The 24,180-nt window shown below is 41.3% G+C and carries 20 protein-coding genes; 6 read left to right on the forward strand and 14 right to left on the reverse strand.

What is annotated here, in order from left to right:
* Positions 1–30: 30 nt before the first annotated feature.
* On the reverse strand, positions 31–1,149 hold the full coding sequence (locus tag BVC88_RS00225; protein ID WP_075348636.1) for a DmpA family aminopeptidase: 1,119 nt from the start codon (positions 1,147–1,149) through the stop codon (positions 31–33).
* 133 nt (positions 1,150–1,282) lie between these two features.
* Between BVC88_RS00225 and nth the strand changes: the two genes are divergently transcribed.
* Genes nth through BVC88_RS00240 form a run of 3 tightly spaced genes read left to right on the forward strand, consistent with a single transcriptional unit; the run spans position 1,283 to position 4,947 of the window.
* Positions 1,283–1,945, forward strand: a complete 663-nt coding sequence (gene nth / locus BVC88_RS00230) for an endonuclease III (RefSeq protein ID WP_075348637.1) — start codon at positions 1,283–1,285, stop codon at positions 1,943–1,945.
* Between the two features lie 6 nt (positions 1,946–1,951).
* Positions 1,952–3,727 carry an asparagine synthase (glutamine-hydrolyzing) gene (gene asnB / locus BVC88_RS00235; RefSeq protein WP_075348638.1) on the forward strand — a complete coding sequence of 592 codons (1,776 nt, stop codon included), beginning with the start codon at positions 1,952–1,954 and terminating at the stop codon, positions 3,725–3,727.
* On the forward strand, positions 3,724–4,947 hold the full coding sequence (locus BVC88_RS00240) for a glycosyltransferase family 4 protein (RefSeq protein WP_075348639.1): 1,224 nt from the start codon (positions 3,724–3,726) through the stop codon (positions 4,945–4,947). Before asnB ends, BVC88_RS00240 begins: the two co-directional genes overlap by 4 nt.
* Here BVC88_RS00240 and gldB read toward each other — a convergent pair.
* From gldB to BVC88_RS00275, 7 genes are all read right to left on the reverse strand, one after another.
* Positions 4,907–5,914: a gliding motility lipoprotein GldB gene (gene gldB / locus BVC88_RS00245; protein ID WP_075348640.1), complete on the reverse strand. Its 1,008-nt coding sequence runs from the start codon at positions 5,912–5,914 to the stop codon at positions 4,907–4,909. The genes BVC88_RS00240 and gldB overlap by 41 nt on opposite strands.
* Before the next feature lie 200 nt (positions 5,915–6,114).
* On the reverse strand, positions 6,115–7,476 hold the full coding sequence (locus tag BVC88_RS00250) for an alkaline phosphatase family protein (protein WP_075348641.1): 1,362 nt from the start codon (positions 7,474–7,476) through the stop codon (positions 6,115–6,117).
* Position 7,477: 1 nt separating this feature from the next.
* Positions 7,478–8,689 (reverse strand): metabolite traffic protein EboE, encoded by a 1,212-nt coding sequence (gene eboE / locus BVC88_RS00255; protein WP_075349403.1) that lies wholly within the window; start codon positions 8,687–8,689, stop codon positions 7,478–7,480.
* An 11-nt stretch (positions 8,690–8,700) separates the two neighbouring features.
* A complete protein-coding gene (locus tag BVC88_RS00260; protein WP_075348642.1) occupies positions 8,701–9,852 on the reverse strand; it encodes a 3-dehydroquinate synthase in 1,152 nt (383 codons plus the stop codon).
* Between the two features lie 69 nt (positions 9,853–9,921).
* Entirely contained in the window at positions 9,922–10,839 is a 918-nt protein-coding gene (gene eboC / locus BVC88_RS00265) for a UbiA-like protein EboC (RefSeq protein ID WP_075348643.1), read from the reverse strand.
* A 3-nt stretch (positions 10,840–10,842) separates the two neighbouring features.
* Positions 10,843–11,748: a TatD family hydrolase gene (locus BVC88_RS00270; protein WP_175574356.1), complete on the reverse strand. Its 906-nt coding sequence runs from the start codon at positions 11,746–11,748 to the stop codon at positions 10,843–10,845.
* A 42-nt stretch (positions 11,749–11,790) separates the two neighbouring features.
* Positions 11,791–12,678, reverse strand: coding sequence for an EboA domain-containing protein (locus tag BVC88_RS00275; protein ID WP_075348645.1), 888 nt, complete (start codon positions 12,676–12,678; stop codon positions 11,791–11,793).
* A 288-nt stretch (positions 12,679–12,966) separates the two neighbouring features.
* Between BVC88_RS00275 and BVC88_RS00280 the strand changes: the two genes are divergently transcribed.
* Positions 12,967–13,860: a YitT family protein gene (locus BVC88_RS00280; RefSeq protein WP_075348646.1), complete on the forward strand. Its 894-nt coding sequence runs from the start codon at positions 12,967–12,969 to the stop codon at positions 13,858–13,860.
* Between the two features lie 104 nt (positions 13,861–13,964).
* A complete protein-coding gene (locus BVC88_RS00285) occupies positions 13,965–15,506 on the forward strand; it encodes a M20/M25/M40 family metallo-hydrolase (RefSeq protein ID WP_075348647.1) in 1,542 nt (513 codons plus the stop codon).
* A 115-nt stretch (positions 15,507–15,621) separates the two neighbouring features.
* On the opposite strand, the gene BVC88_RS00290 is transcribed toward BVC88_RS00285, so the two are convergent.
* A complete protein-coding gene (locus tag BVC88_RS00290; protein ID WP_075348648.1) occupies positions 15,622–16,860 on the reverse strand; it encodes an alkaline phosphatase family protein in 1,239 nt (412 codons plus the stop codon).
* Positions 16,861–16,929: 69 nt separating this feature from the next.
* Between BVC88_RS00290 and BVC88_RS00295 the strand changes: the two genes are divergently transcribed.
* Positions 16,930–18,021, forward strand: a complete 1,092-nt coding sequence (locus tag BVC88_RS00295) for a serine hydrolase domain-containing protein (protein ID WP_075348649.1) — start codon at positions 16,930–16,932, stop codon at positions 18,019–18,021.
* Positions 18,022–18,045: 24 nt separating this feature from the next.
* On the opposite strand, the gene BVC88_RS00300 is transcribed toward BVC88_RS00295, so the two are convergent.
* From BVC88_RS00300 to BVC88_RS00320, 5 genes are all read right to left on the reverse strand, one after another.
* Complete coding sequence (locus BVC88_RS00300; RefSeq protein ID WP_075348650.1) at positions 18,046–19,575, reverse strand: arylsulfatase; 1,530 nt, start codon at positions 19,573–19,575, stop codon at positions 18,046–18,048.
* A 4-nt stretch (positions 19,576–19,579) separates the two neighbouring features.
* The gene (locus BVC88_RS00305) at positions 19,580–20,107 is read right to left on the reverse strand and encodes an AAA family ATPase (RefSeq protein ID WP_075348651.1); all 528 of its coding nucleotides are present in this window, start codon (positions 20,105–20,107) and stop codon (positions 19,580–19,582) included.
* Positions 20,097–20,711, reverse strand: coding sequence for a nicotinamide riboside transporter PnuC (pnuC, locus tag BVC88_RS00310; RefSeq protein ID WP_075348652.1), 615 nt, complete (start codon positions 20,709–20,711; stop codon positions 20,097–20,099). The genes BVC88_RS00305 and pnuC overlap by 11 nt, the downstream gene beginning before the upstream one ends.
* 92 nt (positions 20,712–20,803) lie before the next feature.
* Positions 20,804–22,351, reverse strand: coding sequence for a hypothetical protein (locus BVC88_RS00315; protein WP_139316495.1), 1,548 nt, complete (start codon positions 22,349–22,351; stop codon positions 20,804–20,806).
* Positions 22,348–24,162, reverse strand: a complete 1,815-nt coding sequence (locus BVC88_RS00320) for a hypothetical protein (protein WP_075348654.1) — start codon at positions 24,160–24,162, stop codon at positions 22,348–22,350. The genes BVC88_RS00315 and BVC88_RS00320 overlap by 4 nt, the downstream gene beginning before the upstream one ends.
* Positions 24,163–24,180 lie beyond the last annotated feature (18 nt).

Genomic DNA, 24,180 nt, shown 5'->3' on the forward strand with positions numbered 1-24,180 from the left:
ATGGGCTACTATTTTTTCATTTTTTCCAAATCACCAAATTTTTAACCAATCCAAAACTTGTTCTTTAGGCAAAGCCTCCACAGTATTGTTATCTCTTCCATTCATGCTTTCCGCAGCAAAAAGTGAATTGATAATTGCTTCTTCGGTTGCCTCAATCACTGCTAAAAATAGGGAAGTCATGTCATCATTTCGAAGACTTTCGGTTGATGCTAACTTTCCGTTTTCTTCGGAATAGGGAATTCGCAAACCCTCAGCTGTACTGAAAGCAATCACATAATCCCCAGATCCATTCGATGCTATTCCACCTGTTTTTGCCAGACCCATCATAGCACGTTGGGCCATTCGCTCGAGATTTCTCTCCAAAACTGGTGCATCTGTCGCGATTACGATCATGCAGCTCCCGTCTGATTTTTCCAGTGCATCTCGGAAAGGATATTTACCTAGTTTTTCACCTACCGGAACCCCAGCTATCTGAAGGTTTCCCCCAAAATTGGTTTGAACTAATACCCCTATAGTATAGCCTCCCAAACTTTCAGGAAGCTTCCTTGAGGAAGTCCCAATTCCTCCCTTCCAACCAAAACACACAGTACCGGTTCCTGCACCTACATTTCCTTCTTTTACCATTCCGGATTTCGCAGATTCAATGGTTTGGATGACCTCTTGGGGGGAAATATGCATACCTCTGATATCATTCAAGTAGCCATCGTTGGTTTCTCCCACCACTGCGTTCACAGATTGCACTCGCTCATTTCCCGGCTGTGCCAAAGAATAACGAACCAAACCTTCAATTCCGGCTGCCACACTAAGTGTGTTGGTAAGGATGATCGGGCTTTCCAGATTCCCTAATTCCTGTACTTGGGTGACTCCAGCCAGCTTCCCAAAACCATTTCCAACGAAAATCGCCGCGGGTACTTTCTGCTGAAATAAATTGTCTTGATGGGGAAGGATAGCAGTAATCCCGGTCCGGATATTTTCCCCTTCAATTTTTGTCAAATGTCCTACCTGAACGCCGGAAACATCGGTAATACTATTTAATTTTCCTGTTGGAAGTATCCCAAAAGAGATTCCTAAATCTCTTGGGCGGGACTGTGAAAAAGAAATCGAACTAAGACTCAAAATTAAAATCGATAGTAAAAGTGGAGTTTTCATTTTGGAAATTTAATAATCAAGGTAAGTAAAAAGAGGTTTGATGATAAAAATCGGAATATTGAATTTTCTCAAATCCTCACCTAAGTTTTAAATTTTTTTTAACTTCCGAACTCAAAAGTCAATAAACTACCCCATGCTTAAAAAGGAACGGTACGAGGCATTTATCAAACATTTTTCGGAAAATCAACCTATCGCAGAAACGGAGCTACAATATGAGACTCCATTTCAGCTTTTGGTAGCTGTAGTACTTTCAGCTCAATGTACCGATAAGCGGATCAATCAAGTCACTCCGGCATTATTCAAGGAGTTTCCTACACCGGCGCATTTGGCAGCTTCAAATTTTGATGAGTTATTTCCATACATCAGGTCCGTTTCCTATCCAAATAATAAAACTAAACACCTCCTTGGTTTAGGAAAAATGCTGGTAGAAGATTTTGGAGGTGAAGTCCCCTCCACCGTAGCTGAGCTGGTTAAACTTCCGGGAGTTGGAAGAAAAACGGCTAATGTAATTACCTCAGTCGTTTGGAATCAGCCCAATATGGCAGTAGATACGCATGTTTTTCGGGTATCAAGAAGATTAGGATTGGTGACTCAAACCGCCAAAACTCCACTGGAGGTGGAAAAGCAACTCATCAGGCATATTCCAAAAAAGTATGTTCATATAGCTCATCATTGGTTAATCCTGCATGGGAGGTATGTCTGCTTGGCCAGAACACCAAAATGCGATTCATGTACGATTAGCTACTTTTGCAAGTACTACGAAAAGAAACACCAATCAAGTAATAAAGAAGCCTAAGTTCCGATGTGTGGTATTCATTTAATTTGGGGTAAAGGAGCTAATAAGGAATCCATTGATGTTCTATTAGCAGCTGGACGACATCGTGGTCCGGATCAGGAAGCTTCTTTAAGCCCCTGGCCAGGATTATGGGTGGGAGTGAATCGATTAAAAATCAAACATCCGGGTCCAGAAGCAGATCAACCATTCTGGTCTCCTGATGGGAATTATTTTTTGATCTGGAATGGAGAGATCTATAACTTCCAATCACTTGGGAAGCAACTCCAAATGATGGGAGTAACACTGTTGACTAAATCAGATACCGAAGTTTTGATGCATTGGCTAAGGATTTTTGGAAACAAGGGCTTAGAGACTATTGAGGGAATGTATTCCTTGATTTTGGTGAATTTGATCGAAAAATCAATTTTAGTAGCACGGGATAAAAATGGAGAAAAGCCACTTTATTTTTCCCAAGACCCTGATCGTTTGATTATTTCTTCAGATGCAAGAGGAATTCACAAAATCAAAAAGACCACTATCGATCCAGATCAATTCGGTTATTATTTTTACCTAAGGACTCCACTTCCCGGAAAAACACTTTTCAAAGGAGTCAGAGAATGGAAAGCAAACCGTAATAGTTGGATTCATCAGCATTCGACGTTCCGCTGGGACACGATTGCCACAAAGATCAATAAGGAGCCTAATCCATCAATTTCAACATTCAGGGAAGAATTGCAAATTGCTGTCGACAGACAATTTCAGGCAGATGTTCCTGTTGGGATTCAACTGAGCGGTGGTGCAGATAGTGCATTACTTTATGCTCTTTGGTATCAGCAATCAGGAATAAAACTTCAAGCCTACACGATTCAAACTGAGGAAAAATACAGAAAGAAATATAGTGACGGCATTGCAGCAGCTCGATTCCTTTCCCAAATGCCTGCCGATCATCAGCTTTTGGAAGTAAACCAACAATCTTTTCTTTCGAATTGGGAAGATTACCTTCAAAGTATAGATGTACCAGTGGGGGACTCAGCAGGTTTTCTCACTTGGATGATCGGAAAAGAAGCCAAAAAAACAGTGAAAGTACTGGTCTCCGGGGCTGGGGCTGATGAACTTTGGGGAGGCTATCGAAGACATCAGGCTTTTGACTTTTATCTCAAGAATAAAAAAGTATTGCTTTCCTTGAGACAAGTACTTCAAAAACTTCCTCTGGGAAGAGAAGGCCAAAAATTCTTCTCTTCAATAAGGTCAGATTCCCGTCGTACTTTCTTGAATTTTGAAGCACTTCGACCGGTTCCACATGAACTGGCAGAAGACTTTGAGCGCTTATTTCAAGCTAAAGAAATATCTTATACAGATGCGCTGGATTTTGATAGGCAAAATTATCTAGTTCAGGATATTCTTCGAATTCAAGACAGCGCATTGATGGCTCACGGTATCGAAGGCAGAGCTCCTTACTTGGACGAAAGAATGATTAAGTTACAAAAAAGCGTTGGGGACCCTGAAGTTCTGAAAGGTAAACCTTGGATCAAATCATGTTTACGGGATCTGGATTTGGCCTGGATAGCAGACCGGAAAAAAACTGGATTTGGGCTGCCTTTAGCAGAATGGTTCCGTGAGGATGGCCCCTTTTCCCAACGTGCATTTCAAAGCATCAAGGCTTTTGAGAAAACACAAGGCCAGGATTTTCCAAAGGAAATGAGAGATCTAGCAAGGAACCCCGAATCGGGAGTAAAAAACCACTTTTTGATTTTATATAATCTGTTTTTACTTGCAGACTGGTTGAAATTACAAGAATCATGAAGCTGATCTACGTCCACCAGTATTTCAAAACCCCAGAGGAAGGTGGAGCTGTACGCTCATTTCATCTTGCCAAGGGTTTGGTGGAAGCAGGTATCCAAGTAGAATTAATCACTTCAGGAAATCAAAAATCCTACGATCAGCGCTGGATCTCAGGGATCAAAGTCCATTATCTACCAGTAGCTTACGATCAGAAATTTGGTTTTTTCAAAAGAATCAAGGCCTTTTTAAGCTTTGTGAATCAGGCCAAAAAACTAATCCTAAAACTGGAGCGACCGGATTTACTTTACATCACCTCTACTCCGCTCACGACCGGCCTTCTTGGCCTTTGGGCAAAAAAGAGGCTTGCAATTCCCTATATTTTTGAGGTTAGAGATCTTTGGCCAAAAGCCCCAATCGAAGTAGGAGCAATCAAAAATCCACTTTTGATTCAATGGTTGAAAAAATTGGAAAAGCGGATCTACGATCAGGCAATGAGTTTGGTCGCACTTTCTCCAGGGATTGGAAGTTACTTAAGAGATGTCGCGCCTAGTCAAAAAATAGCGCTAATCCCCAATTTTTCTGATTTGGATCGTTTTTACCCCCAGAGAAAAAGGGAAGAAACTCTTCAAAAATATAAAATTCAAAATGAGTTGACTATAGCCTATACTGGGGCTTTGGGAAAAGTGAATGCTGTGGAGGAATTGTTGGATTTAGCAAAACTGGCTCAAACTCGTTCTAAGCGCTGGCAGTTTCTCATCATGGGTGAAGGCAGTCACCGGGAAATACTTCTTAAAAAAGCCGAGCAATTGAAACTTTCAAATGTCATTTTTATCCCCTTTGGAAATAAGGATAAGGTAAATGAAGTTCTATCAATCTCCGATTTTGCTTGGATCTCTTTTGCACATCTACCAGTATTGAAGACGAATAGTCCTAATAAATTTTTCGATGCGATTGCGTCAGGCAAGGCAATCTTGGTGAACCACAAGGGCTGGGTTTATGATTTGGTCAAAGAAAATAAATTAGGGATTTCATGCCTTCCCCAAAAACTTGAATCCGCTTTTGTCGAACTCGAAATTCTCGAGAATCATCCAGAAAAGATTGTCCAAATGAGCAGAAACAGCAGACAATTGGCAGAAAAATACTTTTCGAAAGAGATTGCGGTTGCCAGATTAAACCAAGTGATCCAACCTTCTGACAGTCCTACTCAGCTGGGGGACGAGGTCTATATCCTGATTGCCTGAAGATCTTTTCAGCATCGGCTTCTTCCATTAATTGAGCCAAACTAACATCATTATTAATAACGTAATCATCAACAATATTCCAACCTAACCAGCGTCCCAATCTTCCCGGAGCTTTAGTGCTGATTGCGTCCGTAAAGGGAGCTTCACCAACATATTTTCGAAGCTCGAACGGGTTGGTCTCATAGAGCAATTCATTTTCCACAAAATGAGCCCAGATGTATTCCTCGTTGTCAAAAGATTCTGCAATCTGCTCAGGAGTGTAACCGATAATGTATTGATCCGAAGTGCAGGGTAAAATCGCCTTAGTGAAATGATAGGATTTCCCATAATAAATCATCTCAGCAAGCAGAGTATTATCCGAAGGGTCAGTTTTGTTGAATCGAGAAGAAATAACGGTGACCAGCATAGGCACGATGTAAGGAGCTTCATATCGATCGGCCAAATAGCGAGGCTGATCTGGCTGGAAGGTATGGGTTGCCGGTAAAAAGTAATCCAAGCCGATTACAATTAGCTCTTCCGTGACAATCAAATCGGAATTAAAGCCCGAAACAAAGGTGTAAACTTTTGGAATCTGGAATTCAGGAAAGTTGTATTTGATAGCTTTAAAGGCATTTTCAAGATCCTTTTCGATTTTGCTAAAGTCCTGAAATTCCAACTTCACTGAATCATACAATACCCGCATGGTCGAATCCTGATGGACATTCAATAGCTCAGAAATCAATGAGTCTTGATTTGGGTAAAGATCCAACTGCAGGTATTCCTTGACAAATTCGGGATGCTTCTCCATCAAAAATTTGAAGTCCTCCGCAGTCTTTGCTCCAAAGAATTCATCCTCCAACCGGGTAATTTGGAGATTGATGTCCTGGTTTAAAATAGCATCGTCCAATTTACATTCCTCCTCTTTTTTGCCACAAGCGAAAGCCAGTAGCGAAATCAAGAAAAAAAATAGCGGCTTGAAATTTCTCATGGATTGTTTTTTGCAAAAATAAGGAATGGTTTTCATCTCCCGCAGTGGTAGGGCCTTTTCTCTCGCAGCGACGCGGCGGCGCAGTGTTAAAGGCAATTCGAAATGTGTTTTAGGTACTTTGAGTCTATACAATATCTCCGAATCTCAGTGTTCTCGTTAATTAAATTGCTGCGCCGTTGCGCCGTCGCGAGCAATGAAATTTACCGAATCACCTTCAAAATCTCTCCAAAAACCGCTGTGGGTTCAATTGTTGACCCAGAGGATTTTGAGCTTACAAAAATGGGTTTGTCCAGATCGCTTTCCGGAATTCTACCATGGGCTCCTTTTACTAATTTGGCATCCAAGGGAATCACATCCATCAAGTAGCGGAACCCAAGTTTTTTCTTCAGAACCTTCGCTCCGACTGTCAGCAATGGGATCTTGATCGCAGGGTCAAGGATTAATTCCACAGGATCATATCCTGGCTTGCGATGGATATCCACACATCGGGCATAGTCGGGAGCCTTTGCATCATCCAGCCAGAAATAATAGGTAAACCAAGAATCCGAATCTGCCACCGCCACTAGCTCCCCAGCTCGCTCATGAGCTAGACCGTGATCAGTTTTCCCCTGTTCATCCAATACCAATTGAATGCCTGAAGTTGATTCCAAAAGTGCCTTCACTTCGGCAAACAAACTCGAATCATTTACATGAATATGTGCTACCTGATGATCTGCGATGGCAAAAACCCTGGAAGTGCCAGCATCTAAGGTTTCCTTTCCCAATTCATCTTTTACCTGAATCCAGCCCTTTTCTCTAAAAATCCGATTGAGATGGATAGGGTGGTTCACATTGGTAATTCCATATTCAGAAAGCAAAATTACTTCTGTTCCTTGTGCCTCAAAATAGCCGATCAGATCCTCGCACACCGAATCAATCTCTTTCAATAAGGGCCCGATCTTTTCAAAATCTATCCCATATTTCTGCAATCCATAGTCGAGATGAGGGAGGTAAATCAAGTTGAGTGTTGGATTATACCACTCATCGACTTTCTTTGAAGCATTCGCAATCCATCTTGTGGATTCAATATTTGCTTTTGGACCCCAAAAAGAAAAGAGTGGAAAAGTGCCGAGTTCCTTTTGAAGACGATCTCGAAGTTCCATAGGCTGGGAATGACAATCTGGCATTTTCCGTCCATCCTGAAGATATAGCGGTCTTGGAGTCACTGCAAAATCCACAGAAGAATACATGTTGTACCACCAGAACATATTGGCAACAGTAAAGCTCGGATCTTCTTTTCGAAGCAAATCCCAAATTTTCTCAGCCTGTACCAGATGGTTGGATTGCCGCCAAAATTTAATTTCGCACTCATCCCTAAAATACCAGCCATTTCCTACTACTCCAGTTTCGGAAGGCATTTTCCCTGTGAGATAAGTGGATTGAGCAGAGCAAGTTACTGCAGGAAGTACCGGTTCGACAATGGATTTTTTACCCTTTTCTATCCATTTTTTTAAAAATGGAGTATGCTCCCCAATCACTCGGGAAGAAAGCGCAACCACATTTATTACTACCGTTTTCTTCATGCTAGGACATATTTTCGATCACCCAGGCCAATTCTCTACTTATGGATTCCCCCAAGGTCAGTTTCGTATCTTCTGGTAAAACTTCCCAGGTGTAGGTTTCCACTTCTAAGTGATTGGTGATATGTGAATTTTCTAAAATTTGATTGAGTACAACCTTAATTGAAGATTGAGTAGAAGCTAATGCTCCATAATCTTCAAGAAAAATGGGCACATGAAAATGAATTCTCCATTCTTCATCTTTCGTTTCAGGCAGCTTTTCAATTGCTTCTGGCAAATCTGAATAGGAAGTCAATGCTTGATTTTGGTCTCTTCCTACCACTTGATGAAGGTAGGTGGACTCAGCAAAAGGTTGGAGTTTTTGAATGATTTCCAGCTTAGCTTCCAAGCTTTCTGGTATCAAAACCTTCAAAGCCGCTGAAATCTGGATTTTTCCAACTTGAATTCCAACAGTATGAAACTTAGAAAAGGTCTCTTCCGGATCTTCATACACAATCGCAAAATGGCAGACATCATAGCAGACTTGAATATGACGCTTGATCATTTCCTCAGCTGCCATCACAGAGATTCCAAATCGATCACAAAGAAAAGGAATACCCCTAGGAATCAACCAATCAGTAAAAAGCCAGATCATTTCATCTGAATTTTCAAGAATTCCATCTGGCTCTGGCTCAATATCTAAATGCAATAGCTTTCCCTTTTCTTTCTCAAGAGTGGCAAGTTCAACGACTACGTCCAATAGATTTTGGGTAGCAGTTTCCATGGCCTGCTCTAACTCTTTTTGAGTTTTGAACCAATGCCGATAGGAAATTGGAGATGTAGAAATGCCCCCATCGATATCTTCGGGGAGCAACTCAGCAAGAATCTGAAAAGATCGAATGGTATAATCTTTACGATCATCAGTAGTCCAATCCGGAAAATGGACCTTTTCCTTGACAACTTGCCGATGAAAATCTCCATAAGGAAAACCATTCAATGTGAAGACGTAGGCATTTTCGGAATTCAGCCAAGCTTTAAACTCTTTCAGTTTCTCTGGCTCCTTCAAAATTAAACTAGCTTCATTTGAAAGTCTTAGTCCGATTCCAAAAGCTTCAGTGACCTTAAGTCGTTTGCGAACTTCGGGAATATAGGTTTTGAGATTTTTAAAGGTAGCGTCCCAACTTTCACCAGGGTGGATATTACTGCAATAGCTTAAATGGAAGTTATTTAACTTCATTTTCAATTCTTTTAGTTACCAGACTGTTGCTGATGGTGAAATTCTGAAAGGATGTCGACTGCTTGATGTATCAGTTGCTCGTCCATTTCATGAACTTCAATGCCTTTACCTAGAGCCTCCAAAAGCATGATCGTTAATTGTCCTCCAAGGTGTTCTTGAAATTCTTTTAAGCCTTTTACCAGATTGGCACCTTCTAATTCCGGAGCAAAAAGCTGGAAGCCCAAGGTATGCATCAATTGGAAAATACGGTCTAAATCAGATTTTGAAATTCTTTCCTGAAGAAAAGAATATGCTGAATCCAATGCTATTCCAATGGCCACAGCTTCTCCGTGACGAATTCTAAAATCACTTAAATGCTCCAATTTATGAGCCGCCCAATGTCCAAAATCAAGTGGTCTGGAAGAGCCAAACTCAAAAGGATCTTTCCCTGCAATGTGATCCAAATGCATCTGAGCCGATCGGATGATTTGAGTTTTCATTGGCTCCATCTCCCTTCTGGCCATGGCTTCTGCATTTTCTTCTAGCCAAGTGAAAAAACTTAAATCTTTGATCAAAGCCACTTTTATAGCCTCCGCAACCCCAGCTCTCCAATCACGATCATCCAAGGTTTTGAGAAAATTGAAATCATTTAATACAGCCACCGGCGGAGTAAATGTCCCGAGGTAATTCTTTTTCCCAAATGCATTAATACTATTCTTGACACCAACTGCTGAATCGTTTTGAGAAAGTACTGTAGTGGGAATTCGAATAAGACGGATGCCACGATGGGATATTGCGGCTGCAAAACCTGCCATATCCAAAACCGCTCCCCCACCAATCACAGCGATGTAAGAATGTCGATCTATGCCATATAAATGAGTCGCTTCTACAACTTTTTGATAGATCGAAGGGTCGTTTTTACATTCCTCGCCTCCCGGAACAATCAATGGCTCAGCTGCTAGAATAAAGTTACCAGAATAGTTATTTGAATAGTTCTTAATGGCAGTCACCAAATCAGGATGACTATCCGAAACTCCAGAATCGATTACAAAAAACACTTTAGGTTTCTTGCCCTTTTCAAGAGCCTCTAGGAAAAGGTGATTTTCAATACTGAACAGATTCTCTGTAAAGCAAACTTGGTAGCGAAAGGGTACTGAAAAATTCTGTTCAATGATGGTATTCATTACTAAAATCCGGTCTAATGGGCTTAATAAGGCTAAGACAATTTGTTCACACTTTGGTTTGAAATCAGGTTATGTCACTGCAAATTTCTTTGCCAACCAGAGTGAAACAGGAAGCAACAATAACACAATTACCCCAATCTTCCATCCTGAAAATGCAGCAGAAAGGGAAGCATTGAGGATAATCAAGGAAATAACGGCAGCTTTTACCGATTTGCCAATCAATTTAGGGTCCTGCGTTCGAATTGCTTTGATCAAAGGAGGAAAGATCATGAAAGCTAAGCCAATGAGGAAAGGAATGGTCTGCCAATAATCTGGACTCCATAAATAACTAGCGGCTAAAATGAACAGAATAATAAAAGAGTACATCGTTCCCCCTAAATAAAGCGCTTTCCGATTTTCACCATGCACTTCACCTCGGCTAATCATGGTGATAGCGGCTACATAAATCAAGGGTATAAAACCAATCAAACTCAGAGGAGAATGGATTAACTCTGGTGCTACACTGATTCCAAGGAGTAAATTACCAGCCCGACACATACCCATATTGACCGGCCCAAAATAAAACTGGTGCTTCCCCCAATAGTCGTAAATGACGGCAAGAATGGCAACGATCAAAGCAAGACCTGCTGCCACAATATTCACTTGACTTGCCGCTAATACTCCTAAAATCAGGAGAATTGTGGACATCCAGGCAGCAGCTCCTTTACTCACTCTCCCACTTGGAATTGGGCGCTCTGGGCGCTCTAGGGCATCTAATTCAGCATCAAAGACATCATTAAAGGCAACACCGCCCGCATACAATCCAATTGTACTCAATGAAAGCCATGCTAATTTTTGCCAAAAAACTCCCGGTCCAAGCGTCCAGTCACTTACCATAAACCACCATCCTCCAGCGATGGCAAATCCTGCCCAAACGTCTGCAATCGCAGTAACTACATTTGCGGGACGTGTGAGCTGTAAGAAGGCAAAAAGCTTAGAATCCTTCATGGATCAATTTTCCACGAAATCTGAGCTTCCCTCAACCCGTGGAATTTGCCCACCACGAAGCACTGAGTTGCCACTCATTTTTTTGGTTTGATCCAAAGGGGGTGCATTTAGCCAATCTTGCTCATCCATCTGTCCACTTTGACCAAAGGCAGTTAACGCATTCTGATAGGTAGTAAGACGGACATGCTCCTCCGGAATCCCTGATTTTCGCATTAGATCGGCAGTTTTTGGTACGGCCAAAGGATCTGAAATTCCCCAATCCGCGGCAGAATTGACAATAATTCGCTCAGGACCATATTGCTTGACGATTTCAACCATCCGCTCGGAGCCCATTTTGGTATGTGGATAAATAGTAAATCCTGCATAGTAACCACGATCCAAAACCTCTTTTACAGTCTCTTCATTATTGTGATCTACGATGACCATTTTAGGGTCTAAGCCATGCTCTTCGGCCACATCCATACTTCGAATTGTCCCCTTTCGCTTGTCCCGATGTGGTGTATGAATCAAAACGGGAAGATCTACTTCCTTTGCCAATTCCAACTGAAGTCTATAAAATCGATCTTCAGCTTCCGTCTGATCATCATATCCAATCTCTCCGATCGCAACAACTCCCTCTTTTCCCACATAAAGAGGCAAAAGTTCCATCACCTGCTCAGCTAAAGGAATATTGTTGGCTTCCTTGGAGTTCAATCCCATGGTACAATAATGTAAAATCCCAAACTGGCTTGCCCGAAACCGCTCCCATCCAACCAAAGTGCTGAAGTAATCTTTGAAACTTCCGACTTCTGTCCGAGGCTGACCCAGCCAAAAAGCAGGTTCGATGATAGCGACGATGCCAGCTTTTCGCATCGCTTCGTAGTCATCAGTAGTCCGGGAGACTACGTGAATATGTGGATCTATATACATGGACAAGTTTTTAAATTTGAGAATTTGAAATTAGCTATTTTTTTAAACTCGAGTACGTTGAAATTCCAAACCGATCGATTCCCATTTAATCTCACCTTTTTGAATTCCTTTGATAATTTCAGGATATTTTTCAAGGAGTATTTTGGACGGGGCAAAATCTGACTCTTGAACTGCTAAAACCGCTGCTTTCACTTGAAGCAGGTCATCGGTGGCAAGTACCTTTTCCAGATCTTTTTGAAAGGATTCATTGACAAAAGGAACAATCAATCTCCAAAGCTCCGGCATCACATCTCTCCCTGCTGCCCAACGCTCATGTGCAAAATCTCTTGCTATATCTGCCAAAGCCAGATTTCTTCGAGATTCAAGTTCTTGAATCTGATAAAGAGGACGCTGCATAAAAATTGCTTTCAAGACCATTTGATTCCAGTTGGCCTCAGGAAAATACTTTGCTGGATACGGGTTATTCAGAGCAATTGCATCAAAAACCAATGAGATATTTGTCCGTAAACCATCGATCGCTCTAGGGATCAATTCTTCCTGAAAAGGCAATACAGGCAACGCCGCAAATAAAGCTTGCTGCTCATATAAATCACCTGTTTCAAAAAGTTGGTTGATCGTTTTAAACCATTTTTCTTTTCCAAAAGGAAGCTTCAAAATCAAATACGTTCGAGCAATTTGAAGAAGGGTCCAATAACTCACTTCAAGATTAGCGTATTGGCTCTGCAGCTTTGCTTGCAAACTAGGAGAAGGTGTGCAGCTTACTTTTTTGAAATAGCGTGATGCTTGGCTAAATGCCAAAAACAAAGCGTTTGGTTCGGTAGAGTTCTCAATTTTCTCAGCTTGAACCTGAATCCATTTAAGTGACTTTTCCTCGCAGGATTCAGCAAGTAGTTGATAGAACATATTTGAATTTTCTATTCCTTTATCCATGATCAATTCTTGATGTGGCGGATCTTATTTATTGTAATTAAGCCCAAAATGTGGAAAAACTCAATCGAAAAGTATGTTTTCCTAAAAATAGAATGTGCAATGGCGAACAGGGATTTTAGGAGGTAATTTCATTTTTCATTCCAAGGTAAAAAATCGAGTTCTTTGGAAGAGTGAATTCTATTTCAGAATAAAATATCTATTTTAACCATTCAAATAATTAGCCTTAGAGTTAATAAGACTTTTATCACGCTTAAATGGCGTTGCCATTTAATTTAAATACTAATCTGAATGAATATTTCTGATGAAAAAATTGACTGGAAACAGATTTTTTCACCTACTCCAATTGTGTATAACCTGATTGGAGTTGCCTTTGCAGCGATTGCGTTAGAAGCTTTCATGCTTCCGAACAAGTTTCTAGATGGAGGAGTAACTGGCATTGCAATCTTGATTAACCTGCAATTTGGCATCAATCTTAATCTGCTCCTTTTCGTTTTAAACATTCCATTTTTATATATCGGGTTCAAAAAAATAGGCAAGACCTTTGCCGTTCAAGCAACCATTTCAGTTTTCTTATTAATTGGCGTTTTGGAAGTGTTGCAGATGGAGCCAGTCACAAATGACAAGGTTCTAATTGCAGTTTTTGGAGGAATGCTAATGGGAACTGGCATAGGATTCATCATTCGTGGCGGTGGATTGATAGATGGTTTTGAAGTAATTACTGATTTCACGCAAAAGAACTCCGCTTTTTCAGGTAGTGAGATTACACTTTTCCTTAATTCCTTGATAATGCTTGCGGCGGCTTTCTTCTTCGGAATCGAACCAGCAATGTATTCTCTACTCACCTATTTTACGGCCATCAAAGTAACTGATTATGTGGTAGAAGGCTTTGAAGAATACACTGCTCTCACTGTAATTTCCAAGGAGCATGAGCTTGTGAAAGAATTGATTGTGAAAAAATTCGGGAAAGCTATTTCTGTATATAAAGGAGAGCGAGGCTATCTACCCGAGACTTTCCATATTCATCATGAATGTGATATTATCATGGCGGTGGTCACTAGACTGGAAGTACACCGGATAAAAAAGGCAATTACTGAGATAGACCCAAAGGCCTTTTTCTACGTGCAGACCATCAAAGAAGTCAAAGGAGGAATAGTAAAGCAAGTTGGTAAAAAACACCTTTAATTGTTTAATTCAATCGCTTCAGATCAATCATTCCCAATCAAATCCACCAACGGTTGAAAAAAGCTGTGGTGAAATCCTATTTTTAGAATCTAAATGAAAATCTTATGAAAAAACGTTACCTCTTAGGCTTCGGGCTATTGCTACTTTTCAATGTAAAAGTGCAAGCGCAGGATCAAGTCATCAATGACATCATCAAAGAAGCCCGTGAAAATTCACAATTAAAGGTTCTTGGTCACGAATTAATGGATGGAATCGGCCCACGATTGGTTGGTTCTCCACAAATGCAAAAAGCACACGACTGGGCAGTTGAAAAGTATAAAGGCTGGGGAATAGAGGCCCGAAACGAACAATGGGGCGAGTGGAGAGGCTGGGAGCGTGGCATTACTCATATCGATATGACTGCTCCTTGGACCAAATCACTTGCAGGAACCCAACTCGCGTGGAGTCCAGCTTCTCCAAAAGGTGGAGCTGCTGGTGAGGTAGTAATTCTTCCAATGCTTGAGGATGCCGCAGCTTTTGAAAAATGGCTTCCATCGGTCAAAGGAAAGTATGTAATGATCTCTGCACCTCAAATCACAGGTCGCCCAGATTACAATTGGGAGGAATTCGCAACAGAGGAATCCTTCGCAAAAATGAAAGAAGATCGCTCTGCAATGAATGATGCTTGGAACGAGCGACTTCGAAATACAGGTCAAGGCAGAAGAGAACTTCCTACTGCTTTGGAAGATGCGGGCGCTTTAGGAATCATCACTTCTTATTGGTCACAGGGTTTCGGAGCAAATAAGATCTTCTCTGCCTCTACCAAAAAAGTCCCAACGGTTGATTTATCGCTGGAAGATTATGGACTACTGTTCAGATTGGCTGAAAGTGGCCAAAAACCGATGATTAACCTAAATGCTCAATCAAAAGAGACTGGTGTTACTCCAACTTTCAACACCATCGCTGAGATCAAGGGTACGGAAAAGCCTGATGAGTATGTCATGCTATCAGCCCACTTTGATTCCTGGGATGGTGGCACCGGCGCTACAGACAACGGTACTGGAACCATCATGATGATGGAAGTGATGCGAGTTTTGAAGGAAATTTATCCTAACCCAAAGCGAACCATCTTGGTGGGACATTGGGGTTCTGAGGAGCAAGGCCTAAATGGATCAAGAGCTTTTGTAGAAGATCATCCTGAGATGATGGGCAAAATTCAAGCACTTTTCAATCAGGATAATGGTACCGGCCGGGTAGCTAATGTTTCAGGACAAGGATTTGTTGACAGCTATGAATACCTAGGTAGATGGATGAGTAAAGTGCCACGTAGCATTACCAGAGATGTGGAAACGACCTTTCCTGGAAACCCAGGTGGTGGCGGATCTGACTATGCTTCTTTTGTAGCAGCTGGCGTTCCGGCATTTTCGCTTAGCTCATTGAACTGGTCTTATTTCAATTATACTTGGCATACCAATTTGGACACTTATGATAAGATTGTTTTTGACGATGTTCAGAACAATGTAATCATGGCTGCGATCATGGTCTATATGGCTAGTGAAGAGCCTGAGATGGTTTCGAGAGAAATCCGAATTCCACTCGACCGAAATGGAAATCCAACCTCATGGCCGGCGGTTCGCTCTCCTACCAGAAAAGGTGGAATGGATTAATATTTAATTCAAAGAATACTTAAAGGCCGGCGAAAGTCGGCTTTTTTGTTTATAGATCTAGAGCCAAAGCATCCAAAGATTTCTTTTTGTTGATAGTCTTGGTCGACTTCAATCTTTATCGAATCAACCAAACCCCAATACCATTACGCTCCCCTTGAATCCAAAACTTCAATTTTCCGGGAGGCAATTCAGCGATCGGAAATCGAAATTCTGCAGCAGAAAGGTCTATTTCGGCAATTTTCGAATAGTTATCCACATTACCAGTTTCCCCAAAATTATCCGTTGAAGCATAGCTAATCGTAACCTTTCCAGATTTTTGAATCGGCACCCAAGTCAACTTTATCTGTTCATTTTCGATTTCTGTATTTGCGTTTACCAAGGAAATATCACCAATCAGTGAGACACCATCTATTTCTTTCAAAGCATTTTCAGGTAAATCAATTTCCAAAAACCTGGCAATTGTGGGTAAAATATCCACCATCGCTGGGATAAAATTTTCAAAATAAGGATTGAGCTCTTTTGCATTTGTGACCATCCATATTTCCCGCTCTCGATCTGATTGGCCTCCATGATCTTTTCCATCCTCAGCTTTACGGCCATGATCAGTGGTAATAAGAATTAGCCATTCCTCTCCAAATTTCTCTTCCCGATAGCGAATCGACTCATAGATTCTACCCACTTGCTCATCAGCTAGCGCTACTGCTTCTGCCAATTCAGGACTGTCCCCAAAGCGATGCCCCATATCATCGGTATATTCCAAATAAACCCATGAAAGATCTGGAGCGATGGTTTTAAGTTGATAAGCTGCTTCATAGGAGACCAGATTATCAATTTTCTGAATGTATTTCTTATCTGAGTCATGTGGATAAGTTAAAGTATCTACTTCAAACCCATCAAAAGAAAAGTCCATTTTAAAAAATCCTGTTTCTGCAAGACCTTCCCCAATCAATTTGGTTCGATTATCCTCCCAAGTAGAATAAATACCAAGTTTAGCAGAAGGACTGGACTTTCTCAGGAATCGAAAAATACTCCAATAGCTATAATTTGGGGCTTTAATGTCATTTCCCCAGACATTATGTTTATTCGCCCAGGTCCCTGTCAATAAAGAATTATAACCAACGGCAGAAATGGTTGGTGTCTCAGAATAACCACCAACTTCACCTCCAGTGTAAGCCCTTGTATAGCCTCCTACTTTAGCAATTTTATCGAGGTTGGGAGTAGGGGTTTTCTCCAAAACATCAGCGGGAATCCCGTCCAAAATGATGAATACCGCTTTCTTTTGAGCAAAAGCCTGATTTGAGAAAAACATCAAACTTACCATTAGGCAAAGAATCAAAGCCGACTTAAATGACATAGTTACAATTTGAAATCTAACCCTCAATTAGCTGTTTTTTTGTATCTTTTTCAACCTAATGACTCAACCATGAAAAACCTATTCAACCTTGTCCTCTACTTTTTGGGATTTTTGATTTTAAATCTTCCCCTTTTTGCTCAGGAGAAAATTTTGGAAGATGCCTTTCTTCGCGCTAGTCAGGAGGGTTTTTCGGGAGTCGTTTTAGTAGCTGAAGATGGGAAAATCCTATTCGAAAAAGCGACGGGATATCGAAGTTTTGAGGATAAAACACCCCTAAAAACTGATGATATTTTTGAGCTTGCCTCAGTCTCCAAGCAATTTACCGCTATGCTGGTGATGATGTGCCAAGAAAAAGGCTTACTGGGTTTTGATGATCCTGTGGATAAGTATTTGGAGATTCCTTATCAGGGAATCACCATTCGAAATCTCCTGACACATACCAGCGGTTTGCCAGACTATCAAGACATCATGGATAAGCACTGGGACAAAAGCAAAGTGGCCGGCAACCCCGAAATCCTGACTTACTTGAGAAAGTATGCGCCGCCAATCCTATTTTCGCCAGGCGAAAAATATGAATACAGCAATACAGGCTATGTTTTGCTGGCAAGTATTGTGGAAAAAGCAAGTGGAAAAGATTTCGTGGCACTAGCCAAAGAATGGATTTTCCAACCGCTGGGAATGAAAAGCACGGCGATTCGCTCCCCTGAAGAGAAATCCAAAGTGAATAACTTTGCCGCCGGTCATCTTCAGGATGAAGCGGGAAACTATGTCAATGCGAATAAATTTCACTCCTCGGATTACACCGTTTGGCTGGGAAATCGGAAAGGGCCAGGAAGGGTCAGCAGCACGGCAGCGGACTTGTTAAAATGGGACCAAGCGCTTTATACAGAAACACTCGTAAGCCAAAAAACAATCGAAGAGGCTTTTACGGCTTTTCGTTTAAATGATGGAATCAGAAGTTATTATGGTTTTGGTTGGGAATTGGAGCCTAAGAGCCCATTCGGAAAGATGGTTTCACATACGGGGGACAACCCCGGATATCGAACTATTATTGTCAGATACATTGAAGAAAATAAAACTATAATCATCCTGAACAATAATGCTCACAAAGACATGATCAAGCTCGTCGAGGCAGCGACCCTTTCCTTATACAAATGGTAATCAATTCAATTGTATCAAATATATTTAATCGCCTAAAGCTGGCATATGGAAGCGTTCTAATTCAGATTTTGAATGCTCTTTTTTGAAAATAGCTTCCATTTTTGAGATAAGATCTGGATTGGTAGCGGCCAGATTTATTTGTTCTTGAGGATCGTTTTCTAAATCATACAATTCGATTTCAAGTGAATTCTCGGCAATTATATTTTGTCGAATCGCTTTCCACTTTCCCATTCGGATTGCCTGTTGCCCACCATATTCTGGATATTCCCAGAAAATGTACTCGTGTGGTTTCTGAGCCTTTCCGTAGATCGCTGCCATGAAACTTTCCCCATCCGTGTCATCTGGAATAGGAATCCCTATCAATTCACAGATCGTAGGTAGCCAATCGTAAAAGATGGAGATATGATCACTTGAGGTACCTGCCTCTACTTTTCCTGGCCAATTCACCAACATTGGAACTCGAATTCCACCTTCATAGACAAAGCCTTTGGTTCGGCCATACCCATTGGTAAAGGGTTTTGAACTTTCAAAAAAATTAAAATCCACCCCACCGGTATAAGTAGGGCCATTATCTGAAGTGATTACAATGATGGTGTTTTCTGCTAAACCCAACTCATCCAATTTCTGTTTGATTTCACCGATTTGTTGATCGAGCTTAGCAATCATCGCCGCATAAGCTGCTCTTGGGTTTTGATTGGGGAAATATCCTTGAGAACCATCATAGGGAATTTCCTCTCCCAAAGCTTTCACATAATCAGCGCGGTCCTTAGCAGGAATTTGCAAAGGAACATGCGGAAGTGGAGAAGCATAATAAAGAAAGAATGGCTTATCCTGATTTGACTCAATAAAATCCAGGGCTTTTTCGTGCATCAGATCAGGTGCATAATCCTCTTGCTCATAACGGGCATAACTTTTCTGATCATTTGGATCGGCAAGCGAGTCTAGCAAGGTTCGCGGAACAACGATTTCATTATTTAATTTGATCTTGGTCTCATTTTCCCAAAGATGAGGCGGATAGAGATTATGGGCTTGCCTTTGGCAGTTGTATCCATAAAAATAATCAAAGCCAAGATTGGTAGGAATGCCTTCACTTAATGGTGCACCCAATCCCCATTTACCCACAATCCCGGTTTTGTAACCTGCAGCTTGAAGCAAATTTGCCAAAGTTTGAGTATCGGCAGGAAGTGGGCGCTGCCCTTCCAGGTTAGGATCTTCAGCGGCTTTTGCATAATCCCAAACTTCACCCCGCTCGCGCCATTCGTCATTGCCTCGGATGTAGGCATGACCTCCATGCTTTCCCGTCAATAGCATACATCGAGCCGGAGCACATACTGGGGCTGCGGTATAATGATTGGTGAAGATTTTTCCTGATGCTGCTAGCGCATCAATATTCGGTGTTTTGATCTTTTCCTGTCCCTGATAACCAACTTCTCCGTAGCCCAAATCATCTGCGAGGATAAAGACGATATTTGGCTTGATGGCCTGTTCTACTTCTTTTTCATCACAAGAAATCAAAGTTATCCACAGGATTGAAAAAAGAAAGATTGATCTCATCCGATTAAATTTTAGTATGAATCTGAACTGCGGAAATTGCTTTTTGAAGCCGCTCTTCACGAGAACCGGAAATAATTTCAAAAGGGAACCCACTTGATTTGGCTAATTCAAGATACTTTTTGAAAAAGTAAAGTCGCATTTCCGGTTCGGGGTGTTCACGCAAAGGATCCGGCTCCCAACCCAAATCAATATCGGTCAACAATATCAAATCATAGATACGAGTTTCGATTTCCTCTAAAATCCAGGAATCAGTTTTTCCAAATCGGTGTGCCGACCAAATGTGGATAACTCTCAAATCGGTATCGCAAAAGAGAATGTCTTTAGCTAGCTTCTCTTCTTTTTCCTCCACCTCCAATTGGCCCTTAGCCATTGTGGATAAGTCTTCAAAATCATAGTCTCGAGTCAAATTTTCAAGATACATTCGAGAGTATTCCGGAACCCAAGGTTCCTCAAAATAATTGGCTAAGTCTTTAGCGAGAGTACTTTTACCAGTTGACTCGGGGCCTAAGATTAAGACTTTTTTAAGCTGCATGGTGTTTGGCGGATTTGATCCAAGCTATCAAACCTAAGGTAGCCAGAATGGTGAAAAAGAGAAATTGAAATGAAGTTAGGATTAAGCCTTTATGAAAATAAAGTGGAACAGAGACCAAATCGGTAATGATCCAGGCTATCCAGTTTTCCACTTTCTTTTTGGCCATCAGCCACATCCCTACGAAAGCAGATGCGGTAGTAAAAGAATCCCAATAAGGAACATCTGAATCTGTAAATCGAGAAAGCACCAGATATAAGATTAAATACGAGATTAGAAATATTCCAATGGAAATAAGCCATCCAGAAGGTTTCAGCCAAGTCACCGGCAATACTTTTTGCCCTTCTTTTGGATGTGTCCAAACATACCAACCGAAAATTGACATGCTGAAGTAATAGGCATTGATCCCCATATCGGCATACAACTTATACTGAAGGCAAATCCAAACGTAAATCAGCGTGGAAACTATTCCTGTCGGGTAAACCCAAATGTGCTCCCGCATTGAATAAAAAACCGATGCAATCCCGAAAACCACAGCCACAGCCTCAAGCCAAGTCATTTGCTGGAGTCCTTCTGTAAAACCATCAATCAAAAACTGGAAATCCATTTCCGAAATAAAGAAATAATACTTGAATAGCCTCAAATAAAAAAAGCGAGATCGAGTCTCGCTTTTTCAAAACTGTTAAAATACTGAGCAGGTCATTGTGTATTAGGATCTGCTTTGATTCCAAAACTGGAAGGAATCGCCCCAGAAGGTGTCTTGGTTACATATACGGCAAATAAGGAATTACTAGCACATGTCCCTTTATTTGGAGTCTCAGGCAGTGGAGCAGCAGCTTCAATCCCTCCAAGAATATATCCAGCCAGAACTTTTTCTCCAGCGGCCAACCCACTCAACTTTAATACACCATTTGCGGTCGCCTTCCCATTACTGATCAAAGCTCTATTCCCTATAAAGGTGATGCTTGCACCTAATAATCTATTATCTTGGATAGGCTTGGCATTAATGTATTCAGAGTATGTACCATCAGCCCCTTCTATGAAAGTACTGATGTCCGCCACGAATGGAATGCCATCATTCCTACCTTGCTTTGTTGCTAAATTATAAATTGCCTTTTGGGTCGAGTCTTGAGAATAATAATAAAGCCCGATTCCACCGAACATGGTAGAATAAATTGATTTATTGGGAGATTCATCATCATAGATAGAGATTACCGGACATTCGTACTGGCTAAATTTTTGATGGATATCTTTCTTAACTACCGGATTTTGGGGTCCCGTGATATAAATAGGATAATCATATCCTCCTATAATTCCTGGAGGGAAAACTCCTCCTAAAGCAGTAATCCGTTCTGTTCCAGTTCCTGGATCAACATCTTCGATAATATTTCCATCCCTCCGATGGAAAGGTCTATCAGGATCTGAACTTGTGCTAGCACCATAGCTCAAAATATCCAAAGAACCAGGTTTTAATGTAAACACTCTGATTTCTTCAGTATATTCTTGAGTAAAATCCGTACCTCCAAAGGCACGATATTGGCCATCGAATCGCTGTCCAAAAACAAGATAAAATCTGCCATTTAGCTTGGCTAGCTCGCCACCTGTGACTGCAAATCGATCGTCTTTCCCATACTCCATCAACCCCTCTATCTCACTAGCGGAGGCTCCATTCTTAATCGCTTGGGTCAGGGCCTCAACTTTAAATCGGATGATGCTCCCGAAGGTTTTCATATCCAAACCATCCGCTTTCCAGCCATAACCACCGACTACATACATTTCATCTGTTTCCAAATCATGGTAGCCCTGCAAATTATTGGACTGTAATTGCTCAGACAGTTCACTCTTCAACCCATTCACATCAAACTTCCAAAAATCCCCAGAACTTGGATCCAAAATATAAAGGAAGTTATTTGCACTGTCAGGAATGAAATTTTTCTCCGGTGCAGGCATAAAAGTGTGTAAACCTTGCCTTCTTCCTCCGACTACGAGGATTTCTCCAGCTTTATTGACTGCGCTCGTATAAGACTGTAAGCCGGGTAATGCAGGCTTATTGGTGAAATTCTGCTCTTCAAACTCAATGGTATATGGCAATACATTTGGTTGAATATTTGGATCTGCAACGGGTTCTTGCATTAACATTTGTACGGAACTATCAGCAGATTCTGAAGTACTTGAACCATTACAAGATGCTAACGCAAAACAAGCCGCTCCAAATAATAAGAAATGATTTAAAATTAGCTTTTTCATGATGATTGCGTGTTTGGTCCAGTGGCTGTGCCATCCTGAAGATTTTTAATAAAGTGCAGAACGGTCATGCTTTTCTCAGGAGACATGTCTCTGGTCACAGGCATATACCGCGTATCATTGAAATCTCTAGTCATAAAAAACCCGATCGCCCCTGACTTAATCCCCAGTGGTCCTGGCTCACTCGTGCCGTACATATGATCCCAAGGCGGATTTTTTGCAAAAACCTCGAATGATTTGAAATCAATCAGGTTAATTTTTTCTGTCATACCTGGAAACAGCTTGACGTATCCTGCAAAAATCTCCTGAATTTCTGGCCAACTTGGATTCTCATTTACAATATAATTAGACCAAACTAGGCAAGAAATCATCGCACTTTGCGAGACACTCACTGGGGCTGTTACTTCTGAATCATAGAGATTTATGAAATATAACTGGCCGTCCAACTGTGGTGTACGATAACCAGGATCTTTTAAAACCACGATTGTGACAGTCGCAAACCCATTCGCATCAGTGGCTGAAACCGAAGCTTCAATTGCTCCAAATGCTTGAGGAGTATTTCCTGGATTACTCGGCGGAACCGTTGCCCCTGGTGTATTTCCATGGACACTGACAATATCCACCTTTAGCTGCTTCCCAACTAAAGGGCTAGCCATTTTGCTCACATAAACCTTAGTAGTGGCAATATTTCCCGGTCTTCCAGTAAGTCGAATCGGTCTCTCCTCCACTTCGATAATTGTTTGCGAGATATCCTCATTGAAGATTTCTACAGGCCCTATATCTGTTCTAGACATTTCTAGGCTAAGTGCAGATGACTTAAGAACATTGATCTGGTCATCTGTCAGGGGAATCTGCACAATATGCGAGTAGGAATTAAAACAGAACTCTGAATAATCCACATTCCCCAGAGAAATTGGAGCGCCATTGGCTGGCTTAATCCAAGCTGTCAAATCTCCAAGCTGTACAGGAGGGCCGCCGGCTGTCTGTCTACAAATCCCATTTGCCAAGTCAATAATTAGGAGCTTTCTTTCCGGATCCACTGTAAATGGACAGGTATTAAACATTGGCCAATTCCATGGGTCGCTTTTATCCTGAGCTCTTCCATTCAGCATTCTCACCCCAGGACTAGAAAGAGGTTCATTTGCATAAACTGGTCCTAATGAACCGGTGATTCTACCAGTTTGATAATTTTTATCCTCAGGTACATTTCTATATCCATCCACTACAAATCGGATGGAAACTAGATAATTCCCATTTTCCTCTAAGGTTTTGCTTTTCAATTCTGCTAAAACCGGAGAAACGTCATCGCTTGGCCAAGAAGCAACCGGTACCCTAATAATGGATTGATAAACTCCAGAGGCATTCATATCGCCACCAAAACTATCCATTTGATAGTCAGAATCCTCCCAACTTCTTGTAGCCAAAACAGCTACCCACCATAATTGGTTGAGCACAGCGGGATCAATCAATCCCGTCAAGCTTACTCCTTCAGAAATAGGAATACTCACTTGCATCCCATAAATAGTGGGCACTCCCTGTTGATAAACGTCTATGTCTGCAATTTTTGCAGCAGAAGGCTTATCTGTAGTGATAAAAGGCTGCCCTACAATTGGGTCTTGCACCTCTCCATCTTTTCCAATAGCGGAAACCACACTGGATTCCTGAAGTTGAAATCGGTGCAAACCTTTGGGGTTCTGCCAAGGTGAAGGAACGGTATTACTTACTTCGTAATGGGTAGGATCATTATTTACTGTAGATGGATCGGTAAAAAAACGTCCGTAAAAATTAATCCTCGGATAGGATAAATAACTCATTTTAAATAGGTTTTAAAG

The sequence above is a fragment of the Algoriphagus marinus genome (assembly GCF_001936475.1).
Lineage (GTDB): Bacteria > Bacteroidota > Bacteroidia > Cytophagales > Cyclobacteriaceae > Algoriphagus > Algoriphagus marinus.